The sequence below is a fragment of the Actinacidiphila acididurans genome (assembly GCF_016918855.1).
GTDB lineage: Bacteria > Actinomycetota > Actinomycetes > Streptomycetales > Streptomycetaceae > Actinacidiphila > Actinacidiphila acididurans.
Map to the genome: position 1 here is coordinate 279,724 of NZ_JADKYB010000003.1, position 16,789 is coordinate 296,512.

At 72.1% G+C, this 16,789-nt stretch carries 19 protein-coding genes and 1 pseudogene; 10 read left to right on the top strand and 10 right to left on the bottom strand.

What is annotated here, in order from left to right; all coding sequences use genetic code 11:
- Window positions 1-100 precede the first annotated feature (100 nt).
- Window positions 101-655, top strand: coding sequence for an NUDIX hydrolase (locus ITX44_RS06650; protein WP_205356089.1), 555 nt, complete (start codon window positions 101-103; stop codon window positions 653-655).
- Window positions 656-690: 35 nt separating this feature from the next.
- Here the strand turns inward: ITX44_RS06650 and ITX44_RS06655 are convergent, their stop codons facing one another.
- Genes ITX44_RS06655 through ITX44_RS06675 form a run of 5 tightly spaced genes read right to left on the bottom strand, consistent with a single transcriptional unit; the run spans window position 691 to window position 5,662 of the window.
- Window positions 691-1,950, bottom strand: coding sequence for an MFS transporter (locus tag ITX44_RS06655; RefSeq protein ID WP_205356090.1), 1,260 nt, complete (start codon window positions 1,948-1,950; stop codon window positions 691-693).
- 6 nt (window positions 1,951-1,956) lie between these two features.
- Window positions 1,957-3,873 carry a carbamoyltransferase C-terminal domain-containing protein gene (locus tag ITX44_RS06660; RefSeq protein WP_205356091.1) on the bottom strand — a complete coding sequence of 639 codons (1,917 nt, stop codon included), beginning with the start codon at window positions 3,871-3,873 and terminating at the stop codon, window positions 1,957-1,959.
- On the bottom strand, window positions 3,870-4,595 hold the full coding sequence (locus ITX44_RS06665) for a hypothetical protein (RefSeq protein ID WP_205356092.1): 726 nt from the start codon (window positions 4,593-4,595) through the stop codon (window positions 3,870-3,872). Before ITX44_RS06665 ends, ITX44_RS06660 begins: the two co-directional genes overlap by 4 nt.
- The gene (locus ITX44_RS06670) at window positions 4,592-5,308 is read right to left on the bottom strand and encodes a hypothetical protein (RefSeq protein ID WP_205356093.1); all 717 of its coding nucleotides are present in this window, start codon (window positions 5,306-5,308) and stop codon (window positions 4,592-4,594) included. Before ITX44_RS06670 ends, ITX44_RS06665 begins: the two co-directional genes overlap by 4 nt.
- Before the next feature lie 45 nt (window positions 5,309-5,353).
- Window positions 5,354-5,662 (bottom strand): hypothetical protein, encoded by a 309-nt coding sequence (locus ITX44_RS06675; RefSeq protein ID WP_205356094.1) that lies wholly within the window; start codon window positions 5,660-5,662, stop codon window positions 5,354-5,356.
- Between the two features lie 159 nt (window positions 5,663-5,821).
- Here ITX44_RS06675 and ITX44_RS06680 point away from each other — a divergent pair, with 159 nt between their 5' ends.
- Window positions 5,822-6,355 carry a GNAT family N-acetyltransferase gene (locus ITX44_RS06680; RefSeq protein ID WP_205356095.1) on the top strand — a complete coding sequence of 178 codons (534 nt, stop codon included), beginning with the start codon at window positions 5,822-5,824 and terminating at the stop codon, window positions 6,353-6,355.
- Between the two features lie 27 nt (window positions 6,356-6,382).
- Here the strand turns inward: ITX44_RS06680 and ITX44_RS06685 are convergent.
- A pseudogene (locus ITX44_RS06685) lies at window positions 6,383-7,254 on the bottom strand (helix-turn-helix domain-containing protein).
- A gap of 110 nt (window positions 7,255-7,364) precedes the next feature.
- Between ITX44_RS06685 and ITX44_RS06690 the strand changes: the two are divergent.
- Window positions 7,365-8,063 carry an SDR family NAD(P)-dependent oxidoreductase gene (locus ITX44_RS06690; RefSeq protein ID WP_205356096.1) on the top strand — a complete coding sequence of 233 codons (699 nt, stop codon included), beginning with the start codon at window positions 7,365-7,367 and terminating at the stop codon, window positions 8,061-8,063.
- A gap of 230 nt (window positions 8,064-8,293) precedes the next feature.
- Window positions 8,294-8,959 (top strand): TetR/AcrR family transcriptional regulator, encoded by a 666-nt coding sequence (locus ITX44_RS06695; protein ID WP_205356097.1) that lies wholly within the window; start codon window positions 8,294-8,296, stop codon window positions 8,957-8,959.
- Between the two features lie 19 nt (window positions 8,960-8,978).
- On the opposite strand, the gene ITX44_RS06700 is transcribed toward ITX44_RS06695, so the two are convergent.
- Window positions 8,979-9,437: a cupin domain-containing protein gene (locus ITX44_RS06700; protein WP_205356098.1), complete on the bottom strand. Its 459-nt coding sequence runs from the start codon at window positions 9,435-9,437 to the stop codon at window positions 8,979-8,981.
- 143 nt (window positions 9,438-9,580) lie between these two features.
- Between ITX44_RS06700 and ITX44_RS06705 the strand changes: the two genes are divergently transcribed.
- Complete coding sequence (locus ITX44_RS06705; RefSeq protein WP_236060154.1) at window positions 9,581-10,414, top strand: alpha/beta fold hydrolase; 834 nt, start codon at window positions 9,581-9,583, stop codon at window positions 10,412-10,414.
- Window positions 10,410-10,814 (top strand): VOC family protein, encoded by a 405-nt coding sequence (locus ITX44_RS06710; protein ID WP_205356304.1) that lies wholly within the window; start codon window positions 10,410-10,412, stop codon window positions 10,812-10,814. The genes ITX44_RS06705 and ITX44_RS06710 overlap by 5 nt, the downstream gene beginning before the upstream one ends.
- Here ITX44_RS06710 and ITX44_RS06715 read toward each other — a convergent pair.
- Window positions 10,798-11,496 (bottom strand): alpha/beta hydrolase, encoded by a 699-nt coding sequence (locus tag ITX44_RS06715; protein WP_205356099.1) that lies wholly within the window; start codon window positions 11,494-11,496, stop codon window positions 10,798-10,800. The two genes, ITX44_RS06710 and ITX44_RS06715, sit on opposite strands and share 17 nt — an antisense overlap.
- 88 nt (window positions 11,497-11,584) lie before the next feature.
- Between ITX44_RS06715 and ITX44_RS06720 the strand changes: the two genes are divergently transcribed.
- Window positions 11,585-12,214, top strand: a complete 630-nt coding sequence (locus ITX44_RS06720) for a TetR/AcrR family transcriptional regulator (protein WP_236060155.1) — start codon at window positions 11,585-11,587, stop codon at window positions 12,212-12,214.
- 155 nt (window positions 12,215-12,369) lie between these two features.
- On the opposite strand, the gene ITX44_RS06725 is transcribed toward ITX44_RS06720, so the two are convergent.
- The gene (locus ITX44_RS06725) at window positions 12,370-12,810 is read right to left on the bottom strand and encodes a GNAT family N-acetyltransferase (protein WP_205356100.1); all 441 of its coding nucleotides are present in this window, start codon (window positions 12,808-12,810) and stop codon (window positions 12,370-12,372) included.
- A 102-nt stretch (window positions 12,811-12,912) separates the two neighbouring features.
- On the opposite strand from ITX44_RS06725, the gene ITX44_RS06730 reads away from it, so the two are divergent.
- The 3 genes from ITX44_RS06730 (at window position 12,913) to ITX44_RS06740 (ending at window position 15,364) form a co-directional block, all read left to right on the top strand.
- Window positions 12,913-13,215 (top strand): muconolactone Delta-isomerase family protein, encoded by a 303-nt coding sequence (locus ITX44_RS06730; RefSeq protein ID WP_205356101.1) that lies wholly within the window; start codon window positions 12,913-12,915, stop codon window positions 13,213-13,215.
- Between the two features lie 48 nt (window positions 13,216-13,263).
- The gene (locus ITX44_RS06735; protein WP_205356102.1) at window positions 13,264-13,884 is read left to right on the top strand and encodes a TetR/AcrR family transcriptional regulator; all 621 of its coding nucleotides are present in this window, start codon (window positions 13,264-13,266) and stop codon (window positions 13,882-13,884) included.
- A gap of 205 nt (window positions 13,885-14,089) precedes the next feature.
- Window positions 14,090-15,364: a hypothetical protein gene (locus ITX44_RS06740; RefSeq protein ID WP_205356103.1), complete on the top strand. Its 1,275-nt coding sequence runs from the start codon at window positions 14,090-14,092 to the stop codon at window positions 15,362-15,364.
- 140 nt (window positions 15,365-15,504) lie between these two features.
- Here ITX44_RS06740 and ITX44_RS06745 read toward each other — a convergent pair whose 3' ends face one another.
- The gene (locus ITX44_RS06745; protein WP_205356104.1) at window positions 15,505-16,776 is read right to left on the bottom strand and encodes a YbfB/YjiJ family MFS transporter; all 1,272 of its coding nucleotides are present in this window, start codon (window positions 16,774-16,776) and stop codon (window positions 15,505-15,507) included.
- Between the last annotated feature and the right edge of the window lie 13 nt (window positions 16,777-16,789).

The window sequence follows — 16,789 nt, forward strand, 5'->3', positions numbered from 1 at the left end:
CCGGGCACGGCGGGAGCCGCCCCGCATCCACCGGGACCCTGAGCCCTGCCGCCGGAAAATCACGAGTCCTCCCCACCCCGCGCTCACTAGGATCCGGCCCATGTCCTCCACCCACCGCGCGCTCGCCCACGTCCTCGCCCGCTACCGGCCCGGGACCGCGGCGGAGCACGCCGACGTGGACCGGGTGCGTGCCCTCGCCGAAGCCGGTGACCCGTGGCCGCGGTCCAACCCGCTGCACGTCACGGCCTCGGCGCTGATCGTGCACCCGGACAGCGGCCGGGTGCTGCTGCGCCGGCACCCGCGCCACCGGTCCTGGCTGCTGGTCGGCGGGCACGCCGACCCGGGCGAACACGACCCGCTCGCCATCGCCCTGCGGGAGGCCCAGGAGGAGACCGGCCTGCCCGACCTGACCCCGTGGCCGGACCGGGACCCGCGGCACCTGGTGATCGTGCCGGTCCCGGCGAACAGCCGGGAGGAGGCGCACGAACACGCCGACCTGCGCTTCGTCCTGGCCACCGCGGACCCCGAGAGGGTCCGGCCGGAGCACCCGGACGCCCCCCTGCGGTGGCTGACCCCGGCCGACGCCCGGGCGCTGGTCACCGAGGCCAACATCCAGGACACACTGTCCCGGGTGACGCCCCTGCTCGCGGGCTGAGCCCCCGAACCCGCCGCCGGGCCCGGCGGGGAGCGTCACGCCGTCGCGCGCACCGAACGGGACAGGATCAGGATCCCGGGCAGGATCATCAGCAGGCCGACGACGAAGATGGTGCTCGCCGGGCTGATCAGCAGGCCGGCGACACCGCCCACCGCGAAGCCGGCGGGGACGGCGGTGAGGTTGACGGCCCGGTAGGCCGCGGTCGCGATGGGGCGGTCCGTGTCGGTGATCGCGCGCGCCCGGAACGCCTGGATGCGCACCAGTACGACGCCCGAGCAGAACTCGTCGAGGGCGAACCCGGCCAGCACGACCACCAGCCCCGCCGTACCGCCGATGTGCACGCCGGTGCCCAGGACGGCGTACGAGGCCACCGCGCCGCAGCCGAACAGCGAGGTCCCCAGGCCGCTGCGCAGCGGTGCGGGCAGCCGCTCGGCCGCGTAGGCGCCGACGGCGGCGAACAGCACGGCGCCGGTGCGGATCACGCCGTAGGAGGCAGCGCCGACGGGCGTCCGGTCGACGAGCGCGATGAGCAGGAGCGCTTCGATGACGCACTGGCCGAAGTTGTACGACACCGCCCACAGGGTGATGATCCGCAGCGGGGGAGTGCGGACGTTGAGCCGCAGGCCGCGCCGCAGGGTGCTGCGCGAGGCGCCGGTCGCCGGTCCGGGGCTGCCGGGCTCGGCGGCGGGCAGCCGGATCCGCGGGATGCGCAGCAGCAGGGCGCAGGCAGCCAGGGCCAGGACCGAGGCGGCGCCGAAGGACCGGGAGACGCCGATCGCGGCCAGGCTCAGCCCGGTGAGGAAGGGGGCCACCGCGTCGGCGGTCGATTCGGCCATGCCGAGCCGGGAGTAGACCCGCGGCAGCTCCTCTTCCGCGAAGACGGCCGGGACCAGCACCTGCGTGGCCACCGCCGTCAGAATGGACGCGCACGCCAGGGCGACGTTGGCCAGCGCGAAGATCGCCAGCCCCGCGCCGCGGGTGAAGGCGAGGGCGAGGGCGGAGAGCAGGAAGGCGACCACGCGCAGCAGTTCGGAGCCGAGCATGACGGTGCGCTGGTCGTAGCGTTCGACGGTGCGCGCCGCGGTCCGGGCCAGCAGCACCTGCGGCGCGAAGCGGCAGATGCCCAGGGCGGCGATGACGAGCGAACTCGCGCCCAGCGTCGCCACCGCCACGAACGGCACGGAGAACTCCACCGCGGCGATCGCGAAGTAGGACAGGAAGGTGGCGACGGGCAGGGCGGTCGCCAGCGGCTCGCTGTGCTGTGCCGCCGCGGTCTCCTCGGTTTCCGTGGTCATCAGGCCTCAGGCTTCGACGAGCAGTCCGGCCCGAAGGCAGTCCCGGACCAGTGGGGAACCACTGTCGGCCAGCGCCGTGTCGCCCTGGCACAGGTCAAGGAACAGCCGCCGGTCCACCGGGCCGGCCGCATTCCCCTTGCTGAGCACGTACTTCGCGTCGGCGCCGGCCCCGAACATCGCCATGACGACCGACGGCGGGCGCCGTACCGGGATGGGCCCGGACCCCGACGCGGCGAACAGGCAGTCCGAGGTGAGCACATGGTCGACCAGCGGGTGCCGGGCGAAGGCCAGCGCGTCGTCGGCGGAGTCGATGATCGGCTGGCCCGGCCCGTTGAAGGAGGTGTTGATCAGGACGGGAACCTGGCCGAGTTCGGCCACCCGCGTCAGCAGGTCGTGCAGCGGCTTGTTGTCCTGCGCGCGGACCGTCTGCACCCGGGCGGTGCCGTCGGCGTGCACGGCCTCGGCGAGGATGCCGCGGTACTCCTCCCGGACCTGGAAGTTGAAGTTCATGAAGGGGGACCGGTCCGGGCCGCGGAAATACGTGTGCAAGTCCTCCTCCCGCACCATGGGGGCGACCGGCCGCCAGTCCTGCCGCTGCTTGAGCCGGTTCAGTTTCGCCCGGGCGTCCGCGCAGGTCACGGGGTGGCACAGCAGCGACCGGTTGCCCAGGGCCCGCGGACCGAACTCGGCCCGGCCGGCGTAGCGGGCCACGATCGACCCCCGCGCCAGCGCCTCGGCGGCGCGGGCCGCGGCCGCGTCGGCGTCACCCGGCGCGGACAGCGGCGTACAGCCGTATTCGGCGGCGTGCTCGGCGGTGACGGGCTCGGCGGGGCGGCCGAGGAAGTCGTCGCCCAGGCGGGGCCGGCGGGGGGAGCGGGCCCGGCGGTCGGCCGGATCCGCCTGCGCGCGGGCCCAGCCGAGGAAGGCGGCGCCGGCCGAGATCCCCGCGTCGTGCGGGCACGAGGGCACGTACAGCTCCCGTACCTCCGGCAGTTCGGCGATCGCGGTGTTCGCCGTCAGGTTGAGGAAGACCCCGCCGGCGCAGCACAGGTCGGGGTGGCCGGTGAGCGCGACCGCGCGGCGCGCGTGGTGGGTGAGCAGCCGGGTGAAGGCGTCCTGCACGGCCGCGGCCACGTCGGCGTTGGCCACGGGATCCGGCGCGGCGTCGAAGAGCTGCCAGCCGTTCTTGAGCCGGGGCACCGCGTCCGCGGTGACGATGTCACCGGTCACGAGCTTGGCCGGCCCCTCCACCGGGAGACCCGCCAGCGCCATGAGCTGGCCGTGGGCGTGCTCCTGGCGGAAAAGGAACCGCGCCACGTTGTCGTAGAGGCTCGCCTCGCTCTGCACGAAGACGTCGGGCTGGTTGTGCGGTGCGCTGAACGCCCGGTCGAGCAGCTCGAATTCGCCGTCGCGGAAGGCGTAGACCGAGCGCATCTCGGTGAACAGCGCGGCGTCGGCCGGCGTGTCCGTGCCGTAGCGGCCGAAGAACTGCTCGAACGGCAGGACGTAGTCCTTCCCGTCCCGCGACGTCGTCCCGGCGAGGTCCGACACCAGGACGGTCGCCGTCGTCATGCCGGACGGGTAGACGGCCGAGGCGGCGTGCGCCAGGTGGTGGGAGACGACGTGATGGCGGACGTCGAGCGGGTCGAAGGCCGAGAACGCCGGGGAGACCAGCGGCCGTTGGAAGCCGACGGCCGAAGGGCCGGCCGCCTGGAAGGAGCTGACCACGATGTCGACGTCGTCCATCGTCACCCCGGCCGCGCGCAGGGCGGCCTCGATCGGCAGCCGGCTGGACAGGAACTCCTGGCCGTCGTATTTGCGGCGGGTGACCCGCTCCTGCTGGACCGCGGCCACCAGCCGGCCGTCGCGTACGACCGCGCAGGAGGATTCGTGTCCGCAGTGAATCCCGAGGGCGACAGTCACCGGCGGTAGTTCTCCAGCGGTGCTCCCTGCGGCATGAAGCCGAAGGTCAGGATGGTCACGCGCTCGCCGGCCCGGATGGGCGTGCGGCTGTGCGCCTGCGTGCCCGCCAGGAAGATGACCACTTCGCCGGGCGTCAGCTGCAGCCGCTGTTCGGTGCCGTCGGCGAAGTGCATGTAGAGCGCGGAGGGTTCACCGGGCCCCTGCGGGATCTCGTGCGCGAGCATCATGAGGACGTTGAGCGAGAAGATGTCGGTGTCGATGTGCGGGATGATGCCCTGGCCCGGATCGCGGTAGAACAAGTAACTCGCGATGCCGGTGGCCTCCGCGCCGGGGACCACGCTCGCGACGACGTCCGCCAGTTCCCTGCTGGTGGCGATCCGGTCCGCGATCGGGCCGCCGCAGCCGAGGTAGTGCTCGTCGAAGGGGACGGCCGTCCGCCCCACGTCCCGCGCCTCGTCGATGAGCGAGGTGAGCACGTCGCCGGTGAGGAAGTCCGGACGCCCCCGGTACTGGATGCCGCGGGGATCGGCGACGTCGTACGGGCACAGGATCTCCAGCGCCTCGGACACCGCCCGCCGGCCCTGCTCGGAGCCGGGGTCCTTGTCCGGGACCAGCCGGCCGGCCGACAGCCCGAGGATCAGCTTCAGGTTGGCCTGTTCGGCCGGGGTCAGGCTGCGGTGCAGGTCCGCGAGCCGGCGCCCCAGCGCGGATCCGTCGCTCATGCCGCACTCCCGATCGTCCGGTAGCCAAAGGACACCAGCCGGATCGCCTCGCCAGAGACCGTCCGGGTGCGCTGGTGGGTGACGCTGTCGGCGAAGAAGACGAGCGATTCCCCCGGGTCCAGGTGAATGCGCAGGGCCTCCTGGTCGGGCGGGTAGAGGATCAGCTCGGACTGCCGTGGTTCGGCCCGGTGCTCCAGCATCGTCAGGACGTTCAGCGAGAACTCGTCCTTGTCGACATGCGGATCGATGCCGAGCCCGGGTTCGTCGTAGTAGAGGTAGTTGGCCTTGTACGTGGGCAGCACCGGGCCGACCTTGGCCGCAAGGAAGTCGCTGACCGACTGTGACAGGGCCAGCTCGCGGGCGACCGGGGCGCCCGACGCCACGTAGTGGTCTTGGAACCGCTCGGCCCGGGCCCGGTACGCCAGCGACTCCCGGTCCAGCACGGCCAGGTCGTCCGCCGAGAAGAACGGCCCCCGGCCGCAGAACACGACACCGGTGTCGAACGCCGGCCGCAGGGCGCCGTGCAGTTTCGGCAGCGAGTGCTGGGCGGTGGTCAGCGCGGCCTTGCGCAGCGGCTCCGCGACGGTCCGGGCATGGCCGCTGAGGAGACCCCCGGCGGCCATGCTCAGCAGGAATTTCAGGTTCTCCCGCTCTGCGGTGGTCAGTTCGGACGAAAACTGGGACAACCGGTCCACCAACGTCGAGGGTTCCACCGCAGTCTCCTCTGCTCGGCTTGTCTGATCGGGGCCTTCGCGCCGCTACTCGGTGAAGCCGAGCACCTCGGGCAGGTCGAGCAGCTGCTCCCGGATGGTCGGGGTGGCGGCGGCCGAGATCGGCTTCGAGTAGATGTACTCGGCCTCGGCGTTGATGTTCTGCAGCTCCTTCAGGTGCAGGCTCGCCGAGGTCACGATGCTGCTGAGCACCGCGCGCTCGTCCTCGGTGAGCGTCGCGGAGAGGCTGCCGAGCTTCTCGGTGAGTGTCGGGAGCGCCGCCTCGAGCGCCGCGGCGTCGAGTTCGGCGTCCAGTTGGGGATCGGGCGACGTGGCGATTTCGGGACTGGTTGCCACGGGTGCGCCTCCAGATGTCGGACGAATGACGTGATCACGTCCAAGGTGCAACGACTGTTCAACGTAGCGGTGCGGTGTTGACATGGACAGCACCGTTTTCGGCCGCGAGTCGCTCGATCTCGCCGGGCCACCGGCGGCACAGTCGATACGATCTTCCGCGTGTCCGACATCGCCATCTGGCCGACCGCCGCACCCCTCACAACGCCCCGGCTCCACCTGGAGCCACTGCGCGTCGAACACGCGCGGGAGGCCGTCTCGGTCTTCGACGACGAGCGACTGCACACCTGGACCGGCGGCACACCGTGCACGCTGGAGGAACTCGAGGCGAAATACCTGCGCCAGTCGGCCGGGCAGTCGCCGGACGGCAGCCACGGCTGGCTGAACTGGATGCTGCGCCGCCTGACGGACGGGCAACTGGTCGGCACCGTGCAGGCCACCCTGTACCACCCCGCTCCGGGCCGCACCGAGGCCGAACTCGCCTGGGTGATCGGCGTCGACCACCAGGGCAACGGCTACGGCCGCGAGAGCGCGCGGGCCATGGCCGACTGGCTCGGCACGCACGGCGTGGACGGGCTGACCGCTCACATCCACCCCGGGCACAAGGCGTCCATCGGCATCGCCCGGGCCCTCGGACTGAGCGAGACCGACGAGATGACCGACGGCGAGATCCTCTGGCGGTCCACCGACCGGTGAGCACCGCGGGCCGGCGGCGCCGCCCGGTCAGAAAGCGGGGGCCGGGGCGCTGCCGACGCCCGCACCCAGGGCGTGCTTGAACTTCGCCTCGTCCGCGCTGCCGGGCGACGCGGTCAGGATCACGATCTTGAGCTCGGAATCGCCGTCCGTCAGTACATCGCAGTCCACGTGGACCGGCCCGACCTCGGGGTGCTCCACGGTCTTGCGGTCCTCGCGATGCGCGGCCACCGTGCCGCTCGCCCACAGCCGCGCGAAGGTCGGATTGCCCTCGGTGAGCTCATGGATCAGCTCCGCCAGGCGTGCGTCATGGGGAAAGCGGCCGGTGGCGCGGCGCAGGTCGGACACGATGGCGAGGTCCGATTCGTCGGGGCTCTGCACCGACACCGGCCACAGGGAGACGCGTACCTGCCCGAGGCCGATCGGGAACCTCTCCCGGGCGAAGTTGCGCAGTTCCGGCGGCGACAGCGACGGATCGCCGAGCAGTCCCACCCACCCGGGGTTCCACCAGATCATCTGCCAGTCCGCGGCGAACACGGCGACCGCGACGTCCCCGAGCCGGTTCAGCACGCGCTGCACGCCCGGCGGGATGCGATCGGGGATCGGGGCGTCGTTCGGGGGGACCAGCCCGGCCATGCGGTAGAGATGGTCGCGGTCAGCCGCAGGGCGCGGGCGAGGGAGGCGACGACCTGGGCCGACGGGGTCGTGGCCCGCCCCTGCTCCAGGCGCACCACGTAATCGACCGATACGCCGGCGCGTTCGGCCAGCTCCTCCCGGCGCAGCCCGGCCGCGCGGCGGGTGCGGCCGGAGGGCAGCCCCGTAGTCGGCGGGGACAGCCGCTCCCGCCAGGCGCGGATCGTCGCACCCAGCCCGGCCGCCTCTTTCGTCGCCATGCCGTCCATCCTGCCGCACTGCGCCCCCGAGGTGGTACCGCTGCCCCCGAGGTGGTACCGCTCTTCCTACGGTCGAGGCGTCCCTGGGCAGGCCACCGGCGCGGCGCGACGATCGAGACATGACCACTACGTTCATCACCGGAGCCAACAAAGGGCTCGGCCACGAGACCGCCCGCCGCCTGATCGCCCTCGGTCACACCGTGATCCTGGGAGCCCGCGACCCGGAGCGGGGCGCGGAGGCCGCTGCGACGCTGGGCGCGCGCTTCGTCCGTATCGACGTCGCCGACGACGCCTCCGTCGTCGCCGCGGCCGCCGATGTCGCCGCGCACGAAGGCGTGGTCGACGTCCTGATCAACAACGCCGGCGTCCACGGCCCGCACGGCGACCCGGACGACCTGACCGGCGCGGACGCCCTCGCCGTCTTCGACGTCAACCTCTTCGGCGTGGTCCGCACGACCACCGCCTTCCTGCCGCTGCTGCGCCGGTCCGCGGACCCCGTCGTCGTCAACGTCAGCAGCGGAATGGGGTCGCTCGCCATCACCCACGACCCGTCGCGGGTCGAGTCCTCGGTCGTGGCGCCCCTTTACACATCCTCGAAGGCGGCCCTCACCATGTTGACCACCCAATACGCCAAGGGCCTGAAGGACATCCGGGTCAACGCCGCCGACCCCGGCTACACGGCCACCGACCTCAACGGCCACAGCGGCCCGCAGACCGTGACGGAAGGCACCGACGCGATCGTCCTTCTCGCGACCGAAGGCCCCGGCGCCGGCTCGGGACGGTTCATCGACCGCGACGGCCCGATCGACTGGTCCTGACCGCCGGCCGGACCGGCGTTGCCGAGGTGACGGAGCGGGCGGCTCCGCCGAGGTGATGGAGCGGACCGGCCGCCGCGGCCGGTCCGCCCCCGGCCCCGCGCCGCCGTGACCTGCCCCGACCCGACAGATCGGGACCAGCCGCTTTCCGGTGTACGACTGTCCACTCCTCGCGTCCTGCGAGTAGGCTCTACTATTGCGGGGCAAGTCGCATCATAGGGAGGGGAGCGGGTATGGCATCGCCGGGCACGGAGGGCGGGCGGGTCAACCAGAAACTGCGCACGCGCCGGGCGATCGTCCAGGCGGCGGCCGAACTCAGCGAGTCCGGGCGAGACGTGAACATGGCCGAGATCGCCAAGGCCGCGTTGGTGTCCGAAGCCACCGCCTACCGCTATTTCCCCGACCTGAGCAGTCTGCTGGAGGAAGCGATCGTCGGGTACGTCCCCTCTCCCGAGGACGCGCTGCGCTCGGTCGCGCAGTCCGGGGACGTGGTCGAACGCGTCGCGGCGGCCACGGAATACCTGCTGCGGCACGTACTGCGCCGGCAAGGAGTGGTCCGCGCGATGATCGCCGGCACCATCACCCGGCCGGAGCGCTCCACCCGCCGCCCGGGGCTGCGGTTCGGCCTGATCGACTACGCCCTTTCCCCCCTGACGGACGGCTCGGCGGCGCTCGGCGCCGAGGCGCTGGAGCAGCTCAGGCGCGACCTGTCCGTCGTCGTGAGCGCGGAGGCGCTGTTCAGCCTGACCGATCTGTACGGCCTGCCGCCCGAGGAGGCCGTGGCCAGCCTGGTGCGCACCGCGACGAGCCTGGCCCGGGCGTCGCTGGAGAAGTGCGACGCGCCGGCCGCGCGGCCCCGCCGCCGCCTCACCGCTCCGCGGGACAGGGCCGCCGACTGACCGCCGCCTTTCGCTGCTCCTACGCGAAGTCGGTCGAGGGGACCGTGGCGTAGCGGCTCATGGCCGTCACGGTCGTATCCGGTGTGAGTTCCTGACCGGACGCGATCATGTCCCGCAGGTCGTGGAAGTACCGGACGTACAGGTCCGGTGTGAACGTGTTCAGCACCACCGCGGGTGTGTCGCCGCGGTTGGCGAAGGTGTGCGGGGTGCCCGGCGGAATCATCGCGAGGGTGCCGGCCGGAGCCTCGTAGGTCGTCGCGCCGACGGTGAAGTGCACCGTGCCGGACACGACGTAGAAGCCCTCGTCGTGCTCGGCGTGGCGGTGCTGCGGCGGGCCCTGCGTGTGCGGGGCGATCGTGATCTCCCCGATCCCCAGGCGGTGCCCGGTGGTGCCGCCGTCCTCGAGTATGCGCATGCGGGTGGGCCCCAGCTGGATCGTTTCCCCGCCGTCGGGGCCGACCACGGAAAGCCTGTCCATGACTTCCTCCTGCGTCGAAAAGCTGACTCCGGAAGGGTACCCCCTCATCGTGAGAGTTGACTCGCATGACGGGGGTGACTACCTTCGACTTCGTGAGGGGCGCCTCTCACGACAAGCGATGAGTCGTACGGAATCCGGAGGGCATGATGAGCACGCCTGTCACCACGCGGAACACCGTTGTCGCCTTGGCCGCGGACAAGTCGGTCGAGGTTCCGCTCACCTTCCAGGAACAGGGCCGGGGCCGGGCCTTCCTGGTCCTGCACGGCGGCGCCGGCCCCCAGTCGGTCGCCGGCTTCGCGGGCCTGCTCGCCCGCCGGGCGGGAGTCCGGGTGATCGCACCGGTCCACCCCGGCTTCGCCGCCACCGACCGCCCCCAGGCGCTCGACGGCGTCCCCGGGCTCGCCGGCCTCTACGCGGCGCTGCTCGACGAGCTCGGCCTCGACGACGTCACCGTCATCGGGAATTCCCTCGGCGGCTGGATCGCGGCCGAGATCGGACTGCTGAACTCACCCCGGGTCAGCGGCATCGTCCTCCTCGACCCGGTCGGCATCGACGTCCCCGACCACCCGGTGACCGACGTGTCGGGCATGACGCCCGATCAGATCATGGCGCTCAGCTTCCACGACCCGGCCCCCTTCCGTATCGACCCCACCACCCTGGACGAAGGCCAGCGGGCCGCCGCGGCCGCCAACCGCGCCGCACTCCAGGTCTACGCCGGCACCATGACCGACCCGACCCTGCGCACGCGGTTGCGCGACCTGACCCTCCCCACCCTCGTGCTCTGGGGCGAAAGCGACGAGATCGTCACCCCCGCCTACGGCCGTGCCTTCGCCGAGGCGATCCCCGGCGCACACTTCGACGTGCTGCCCCGCACGGGCCACATGCCGCAGCTGGAAACCCCCGACGCGGTGGTGTCGGCGATCGTGGAGGCAGCTGAGCCGCCGCCGAGCGCCCACTCCCTGTCGGACCGCCATTGAGAATCGGGTCGCGAAGCGTGCAGCCGATCACTACGGTGTCACAGCACCCGAGTCCGATCCCGAGGCGCTGGCCGCGTTCTACCAACGGGCCACCGGGTTCGAGCTCCACCCGAAGTCCGACGGCGACTTCGCCGGCCTCACCCGCGAAGACGGACTCTTCATCGGCTTCCAGCGGGTCGACGACTACCGGGCCCCGCAGTGGCCCGGCCAGACCACGCCGCAGCAAGTGCACCTCGACTTCACCGTCGACGACCTCGACGAGGCCGAAGCCCTGGTGCTGGAGCTGGGTGCGGTCAAGCCGGAGGATCAGTCGGGGGGTGACCGGTGGCGGGTGTTCACCGACCCGGCCGGGCATCCTTTCTGCCTGACCAGGAGCCGGGCGGTCACGCCAGGCTCGTGATGATGTCGGCGACGGTCTGCGGCTGGGACAGGAAGGGGTGGTGGCCCGCCGTCACCTCGACGACCTTGTCGGCGCGGTGGGAGAATTCACGTTGCGCCGCCGCGGGGGTGCCTCGGTCCTCGCTGCACACCACATACGTCGTGGGCAGGTCGTGCCATGCCGCGGCCCGTACCGGCTGCTGGGTCACGGCCAGCGTCTGCCGGGCCAGGCGGGTGGCCGCGTCGCGGACGATGTCCGGCGGGCAGTCCTGGGCGAAGGTCCGGGCGAACAGTTCGGGCCGGGCGCCGAAGGTGCCGCTGTCCGGGTCGAAGTCCAGGAACGGCGGGGGTGTGTCGGCGCCGAACGTCGACAGTGACTCGCCGGCCTCGGGCAGGTAGCTGGACACCAGCACCAGGTGGCGCACCGCGGCGACGCCCGCCGCGGCCTCGGCGGTGACGATGCCGCCGTAGCTGTGCGCGACGACCACGGTCGGCTCGTCCGAATCGGTCAGGACGGCGCGCACCGCGGCGACGTCCTCCGGCAGTCCCGGGCCCAGCGGTCCGGCCGGCCGGTCGCCCTCGCCGCAGCTCGGCAGCGCCGGGGCGACGCTGGCGATGCCGCGCTCCCGCAGGACGGCCGCGGTCGGATGCCACCACCACGACCCGTCACGAACACACGCCCCGTGCACGAAGACCACACGCATCTTTCCTCCTTGATTCGGTCTCGATCCGGTGTCCCGGCCACCTGGATCAACGTTAGACGTAGTGCCGGTTACGTGAAAAAGTGTGGGGATGGGACGGCACAAACAACCCGAGATCCGCGACCGGATACTCGACGCCTGCGTCGACCACGCACTCGCCCACGGACTGCCCGACCGCCTGGAGCCGTTCGCGGCGGCGTCGGGAACCTCGGCGCGGATGCTGATCTACCACTTCGGAACCCGCGACGCCCTGCTGCGGGAAACCCTGCGGAGGGCACGGCAGCGCCAGCGCGATTTCTTCGGCGATCTGGTCTCCCCGCGATCCGACGAGCCCTACCTGAGCACTTTGCGACGGGCCTGGCAGGTCATGACCGGTCCGGACGGCCGCCCGTACCTCAGCATGTTCGGCAGGCTCCGCGAGAGCGCCGGGCAACGGCTGTGGCCGGACTTCCGTCGCGAGGCCACCACGGACTGGCTGCAGCCCTTCGAAGACGGCATGCGCAGTATCGGCCGCCCCGAACTGGGCACCCTCGTGCTCGCCGTCGTCCGCGGTCTCATCATGGACCTCGATGCCACGGGTGATACGGGGCGAGCCGACCAGGCCTTCGACGATTTCCTGGCCGCGCTCACTTTCGTCACCACCCCGCCCGGCCACGTCGTCCCGGCGGAGCCCGGCGCGGATACGCCGGCGGCGGGAGCGGGCACCGAACGGCCGGCCTGACGCCGTAAACATCACAGGGCGGCCGACGGGCCCCGGGCCGCCTACGCCCGCACGTCCACGGCGTATCTCGACGCACTCGACGAGGACTGCGTCGTCGTACGTCTCCGGTGCCACTGCTGAGTGACCGGCGGTCCTTCCCGCAGCCCCGACATGTGTCAGTCCGGCTTGCGCACCATGAACACGTCCACCCGGTCCTCGCTCTCCGCCGAGAATCCGTGCCGCTCGTACAGCCGTCGGGCCGCACTGCCCTGGAGCACGTTCAACCGTACGAGGACACCGCGGCGGTCACATCGTTCCAGCAACCGGCGCAGTACGCCCGAACCGATACCGCTGCCCTGAAGGTGCGGGACCAGATAGAAGTGCTCCAGCCAGTGGGCGTCCTCGGCCGGCCGCAGCGCCACGCAGCCGGCGAACGCACCGCCCACCTCGATCACCCAGGTGTGGGCCGGGTCGAATCCGTCCCGCAGCCGCTGCCGCACCCGCTGCCCGTCGTACCGCCCCAGCCGTTCCAGATCCGCGCGCAGCACCACCGCCCGCAACTCGGCCACGGCCTCGACGTCCGACGCCTGAGCCGGCCGCATGTCCCAGTCCGCCATGATCGCCACGCTACCGTGCGGGCCCGGCAAGATCGCGGTCCGCGGCGGGAGTCAATAGGGTGGACAGAGACCCGAGGCGGACACTCGAGCGGAGCGACAAGCATGCGCGAGTTCTTGGTCGAGATCACGACCACCATTCCCGAGGGCACCAGCCAGGACGAGGTCGACCGGCGGCGGGCCGCCGAGGCGGTCCGGGCGAAGGAACTGGCGTCGACGGGACACCTGGCGCGGTTGTGGCGCCCGGTCGGCGAGCGGCGCAGCATCGGCGTCTGGCGCGCAGCGGACGAGGACGAACTCCACGAAAAGGTGCTCGGCACGCTGCCGCTGCATCCGTGGATGACGGCCCACGTCACCCCGCTCGAATCGCACCCGAACGACCCGGGGCGGGCCGACCGTACGCGGTGACGGCCCGGCCCGCGCGGCCGAGTAGTCGATCGGTCGTATACTCACGACGTGGGACGTACCAGCAATGCCAGGGAGAAGATTCTCGGCGCCGCCCGGTCGCTCATGGCGCAGCGGGGCTACTCGGCCCTGGGCACCGCCGAGATCTGCAAGGCGGCAGGCGTGCCGAAGGGCAGTTTCTACTACTTCTTCGAGTCGAAAGAGGCGCTCGGCCTGGCCGTTCTCGACGAGCACTGGGCGATGCAGCGCAAGGACTGGGAGCGCGTCCTGACCGGTGACGGCGCCCCGCTCGACCGGCTGCGGCTGCTGTTCGAGGAGACCGAGGCTGGCCAGCGTGCCGGGCAGGAGAGCTGCGGCACCGTACTGGGCTGCATGTTCGGGAACCTGAGCCTGGAGCTGAGCAACCACACCGAAGTCATACGGGGACGGCTGCAGGAGATCTTCGACGCGCAGGTCGACATGGTCCAGGAGGTCGTCGCGCAGGCCCGGCAGCGGGCAGAGATCACCGCCGAGGACACCCGCGACGCCGCCCGGGCCGTTGTCGCACAGCTCGAAGGCCAGGTCCTCTTCGCCAAGCTCTACAACGACAGCACGCGTCTCAACGTGATGTGGCGCAACTGCCTCGCCATCCTCGGCGCCAAGGCATCGGGGGAGACCGCCGGGGTGGCGTAAGGGCACAAGGACGCTCTACGAGGGCGGACCCGGGCGAAGGAGGGGCGCAAGCCCGCCGGCCCGGACATTTCGGTGACAGGGCTGTCACACAACGGAGCACAACTGGCCGCCGGGCCGGCGGGTCCAACTGTGCGTGACGACGGCACTCTGCCCGACGTCACCGAGCGCGGCGACACCGCGCGACACACGTATCCGGGGGGACACGTTGAACACGTTTGCACAAAGGGTTCGTTCGTCGGGGGCAGTCTCCGGGACGGCACTGCTGCTGGCCGCCGCAGGTTTCGCCCTCGCGCCAGCCGCTTCCGCGGACGGATCGCAGCCGCCGAAGCTGACGGTCGCCACCGCCGCGCCCGCGGAGGTGGGGTTCGCCGGCCTGCCGGTCGACTTCACCACCAAGGTCTCCAACACCGGCGCCTACGACACCTCGTCGGCGCGGCTGGCCTTCCGCCTCGACGGGGCACTCAGTCTGATGCCGGACGCCGTGAGCCTGCAGTACCGGCTCAGCGGCACGACCTGGAAGACAGTGCCGCTGACTGCGGCCGGCGACACGTTCTCCGGCGATCTGCCCGAGACCTTCCCGCTCGCCGCGGGCCGGTCCCGCACCGTGCAGCTCCGCATAGGGGTGCCCATGGGCACCCCGCACCACGGCGACACGAACGGCGGCGTCTCGCAGCTGAAACTGACCACTCTCGTCTCCAACGGCGCCTCCGGAGCGGCCGTCGACACCGACGACGACACCATCAAGGTCGACCCCCTCATCACCGGACTGTCCGGCGCCGCCACCACCGTGACGGCGGGCGGCCCCGCCGTCCGCTTCGAGGCCACGGTGACCAACCCCACCGCGTCGGCGTACGCGAACCTGACGGACACGCTGCTCGCCAACCACTACGCTTCCGTGCAGGTGTTGCGCTCCGGGACCTGGAAGACCCTCACGCCGCTCGCCTCCAACGCGGGAGAGGACGTGTACCAGTTCGACCTGAGCGGCAAGGACACCTCCCTCGCGGCGCACAGCAGCACGGCCACCAAGGTCCGGGTGGCCTACCGCAAGGACACCCCTGCGGGGAAGGTCACCCTGGAGCCCTGCGTTTTCGTCAACCAGGGGTCAATACCGTTGCTCGGCACCGGCCTCTGCGGAAAGAACGTGACCTTGACGGTGCTCGCCGCGGGCTCCACCGGATCCACCGGGGGCGCGGCCACCCCGACCGCGACCGCCTCCGCGACCCCGACCCCCTCCACCTCCGCCTCGCCGTCCGCCTCGACCGAGGCCCCCTCCACGACCTCCGGCACGACCTCCGGCACGACCTCCGGCACGACCTCCGGCACGACCTCCGGCACGACCTCCGGCACGACCGGTACGCAGCTGGCCAGGACCGGAAGCAGCGGGACGTCTACGCTCGCCGCAGCGGCCGGCGCCTTCGTCCTGGCCGGAGCCGGGGCACTGGGCGTCGTGGCCCTGCGCCGCCGCCGCACGCGGGCCTGACCCGGACCCGCCGCAAGGCGCTGGACACGCAAGGGCGGCGGCGTGTCGTGCGGGCCGCCGCCCTTCCCCTGAGCCGCGGCAGGAGATGGCATAGCCGGCCGCGACTGAACCGCAGGACCGGACATCCTCACCTCGGCCTCTCAGGCCCCGCCCGTGTCCGGGTCCGCGGTGGCCCCGGCCGGTACGGATCCCCGTACCGGGGCGTCGTACCGCGCCGTCGGCATGTGGTGGGGGAAGCCGATACGCAACAGGGCGGCGGCCGCGGCGGCCGCCAGGACCACGGCGGCGGCCAGCAGCAGGGCCTGGTGGTAGCCGTGCCGGAGCAGTGGGGTGACGACCAGGGGGCCGAGGATCTGGCCGACCGAGTAGCCGGCGGTCAGGAGGGCGACCGAGCGGGGGAACCGCAGGTGGGCGCCGGTGGCAAGGGCGAGCGTGCTCACCCCGATGAAGGTGGCGCCGAACAGGAGCGCGGAGGCGAGGGCGGCCGCCACACCGCCGACCAGCGCCGGCAGGGCGATCCCGGCCGCCTGGACGACGAGCGCGACGAACAGCACGTCGGGGCGGGACCGGCGCTGGCCCAGGCGGGCCCACAGCGGTGAGGACGGTACGGCCGCCAGCCCGACCAGCACCCAGGCGCCGCTGCCGATCCACCCCGGTGAGCCCTGCTCGATCGCGGCGACCAGGAAGGTGCCGGCGACGATGTAGCCGATGCCTTCCAGGGTGTAGGAGGCGAGCAGGACGCCGAACCAGCGGTGTGTACGGGCGCCCGGTGCAGCGGCGGGGGCCGCCGCCCGGCCCGGTTCCGCTCCGGCCGCGGGAGCCGGTTCGGGGCGCAGGTGCCACGAGGCGAGGGTGAGGGCGGCGGTGAGGGCTGCCGAGGCCCACCAGGCGGCCCGCCAGTCGGCAGCCGAGCGCAGGGCGAGCACGAGGAGGCCGGACAGGGCGATGCCGGCGCCCACTCCGCCGAAGCCCCAGCCGGACAGGTGCGCCGGCTGCTCGCGCAGGTGGCCGTGGAGGGAGCTGACGGCGATGACGAAGATCAGGGCGCTGGCGGCTCCGGCCAGAAGCCGCAGCACGATCCATACCGCCGTGCTGTGGGTGGCGGGCATCGCGGCCAGGCTGCCGGTCAGCGCGATCAAGGAGCCGCGCAGGAGGAAGGGTGAGCGGAGCAGCGCGGGCGCCGCGATGCCGGCCAGCGCTCCGGCGAGGTAGCCGGTGTAGTTGGCGGTGGCCAGGTCGGCGCCCGCGCCCGCGGACAGCCCCGCCTGGGCGTGCATCAGGGGCAGGATCGGGGTGAAGACGAACCTGCCGACACCCATGCCCGCGGCCAGTGCCGCGGCTGCTTGGGTGACGTGCAGCCAGGGGGAGCGAGGTCCCCGGGACGGGGACGCCCACCGGGCGCGTACTGCCATGACGAAGTCCTTG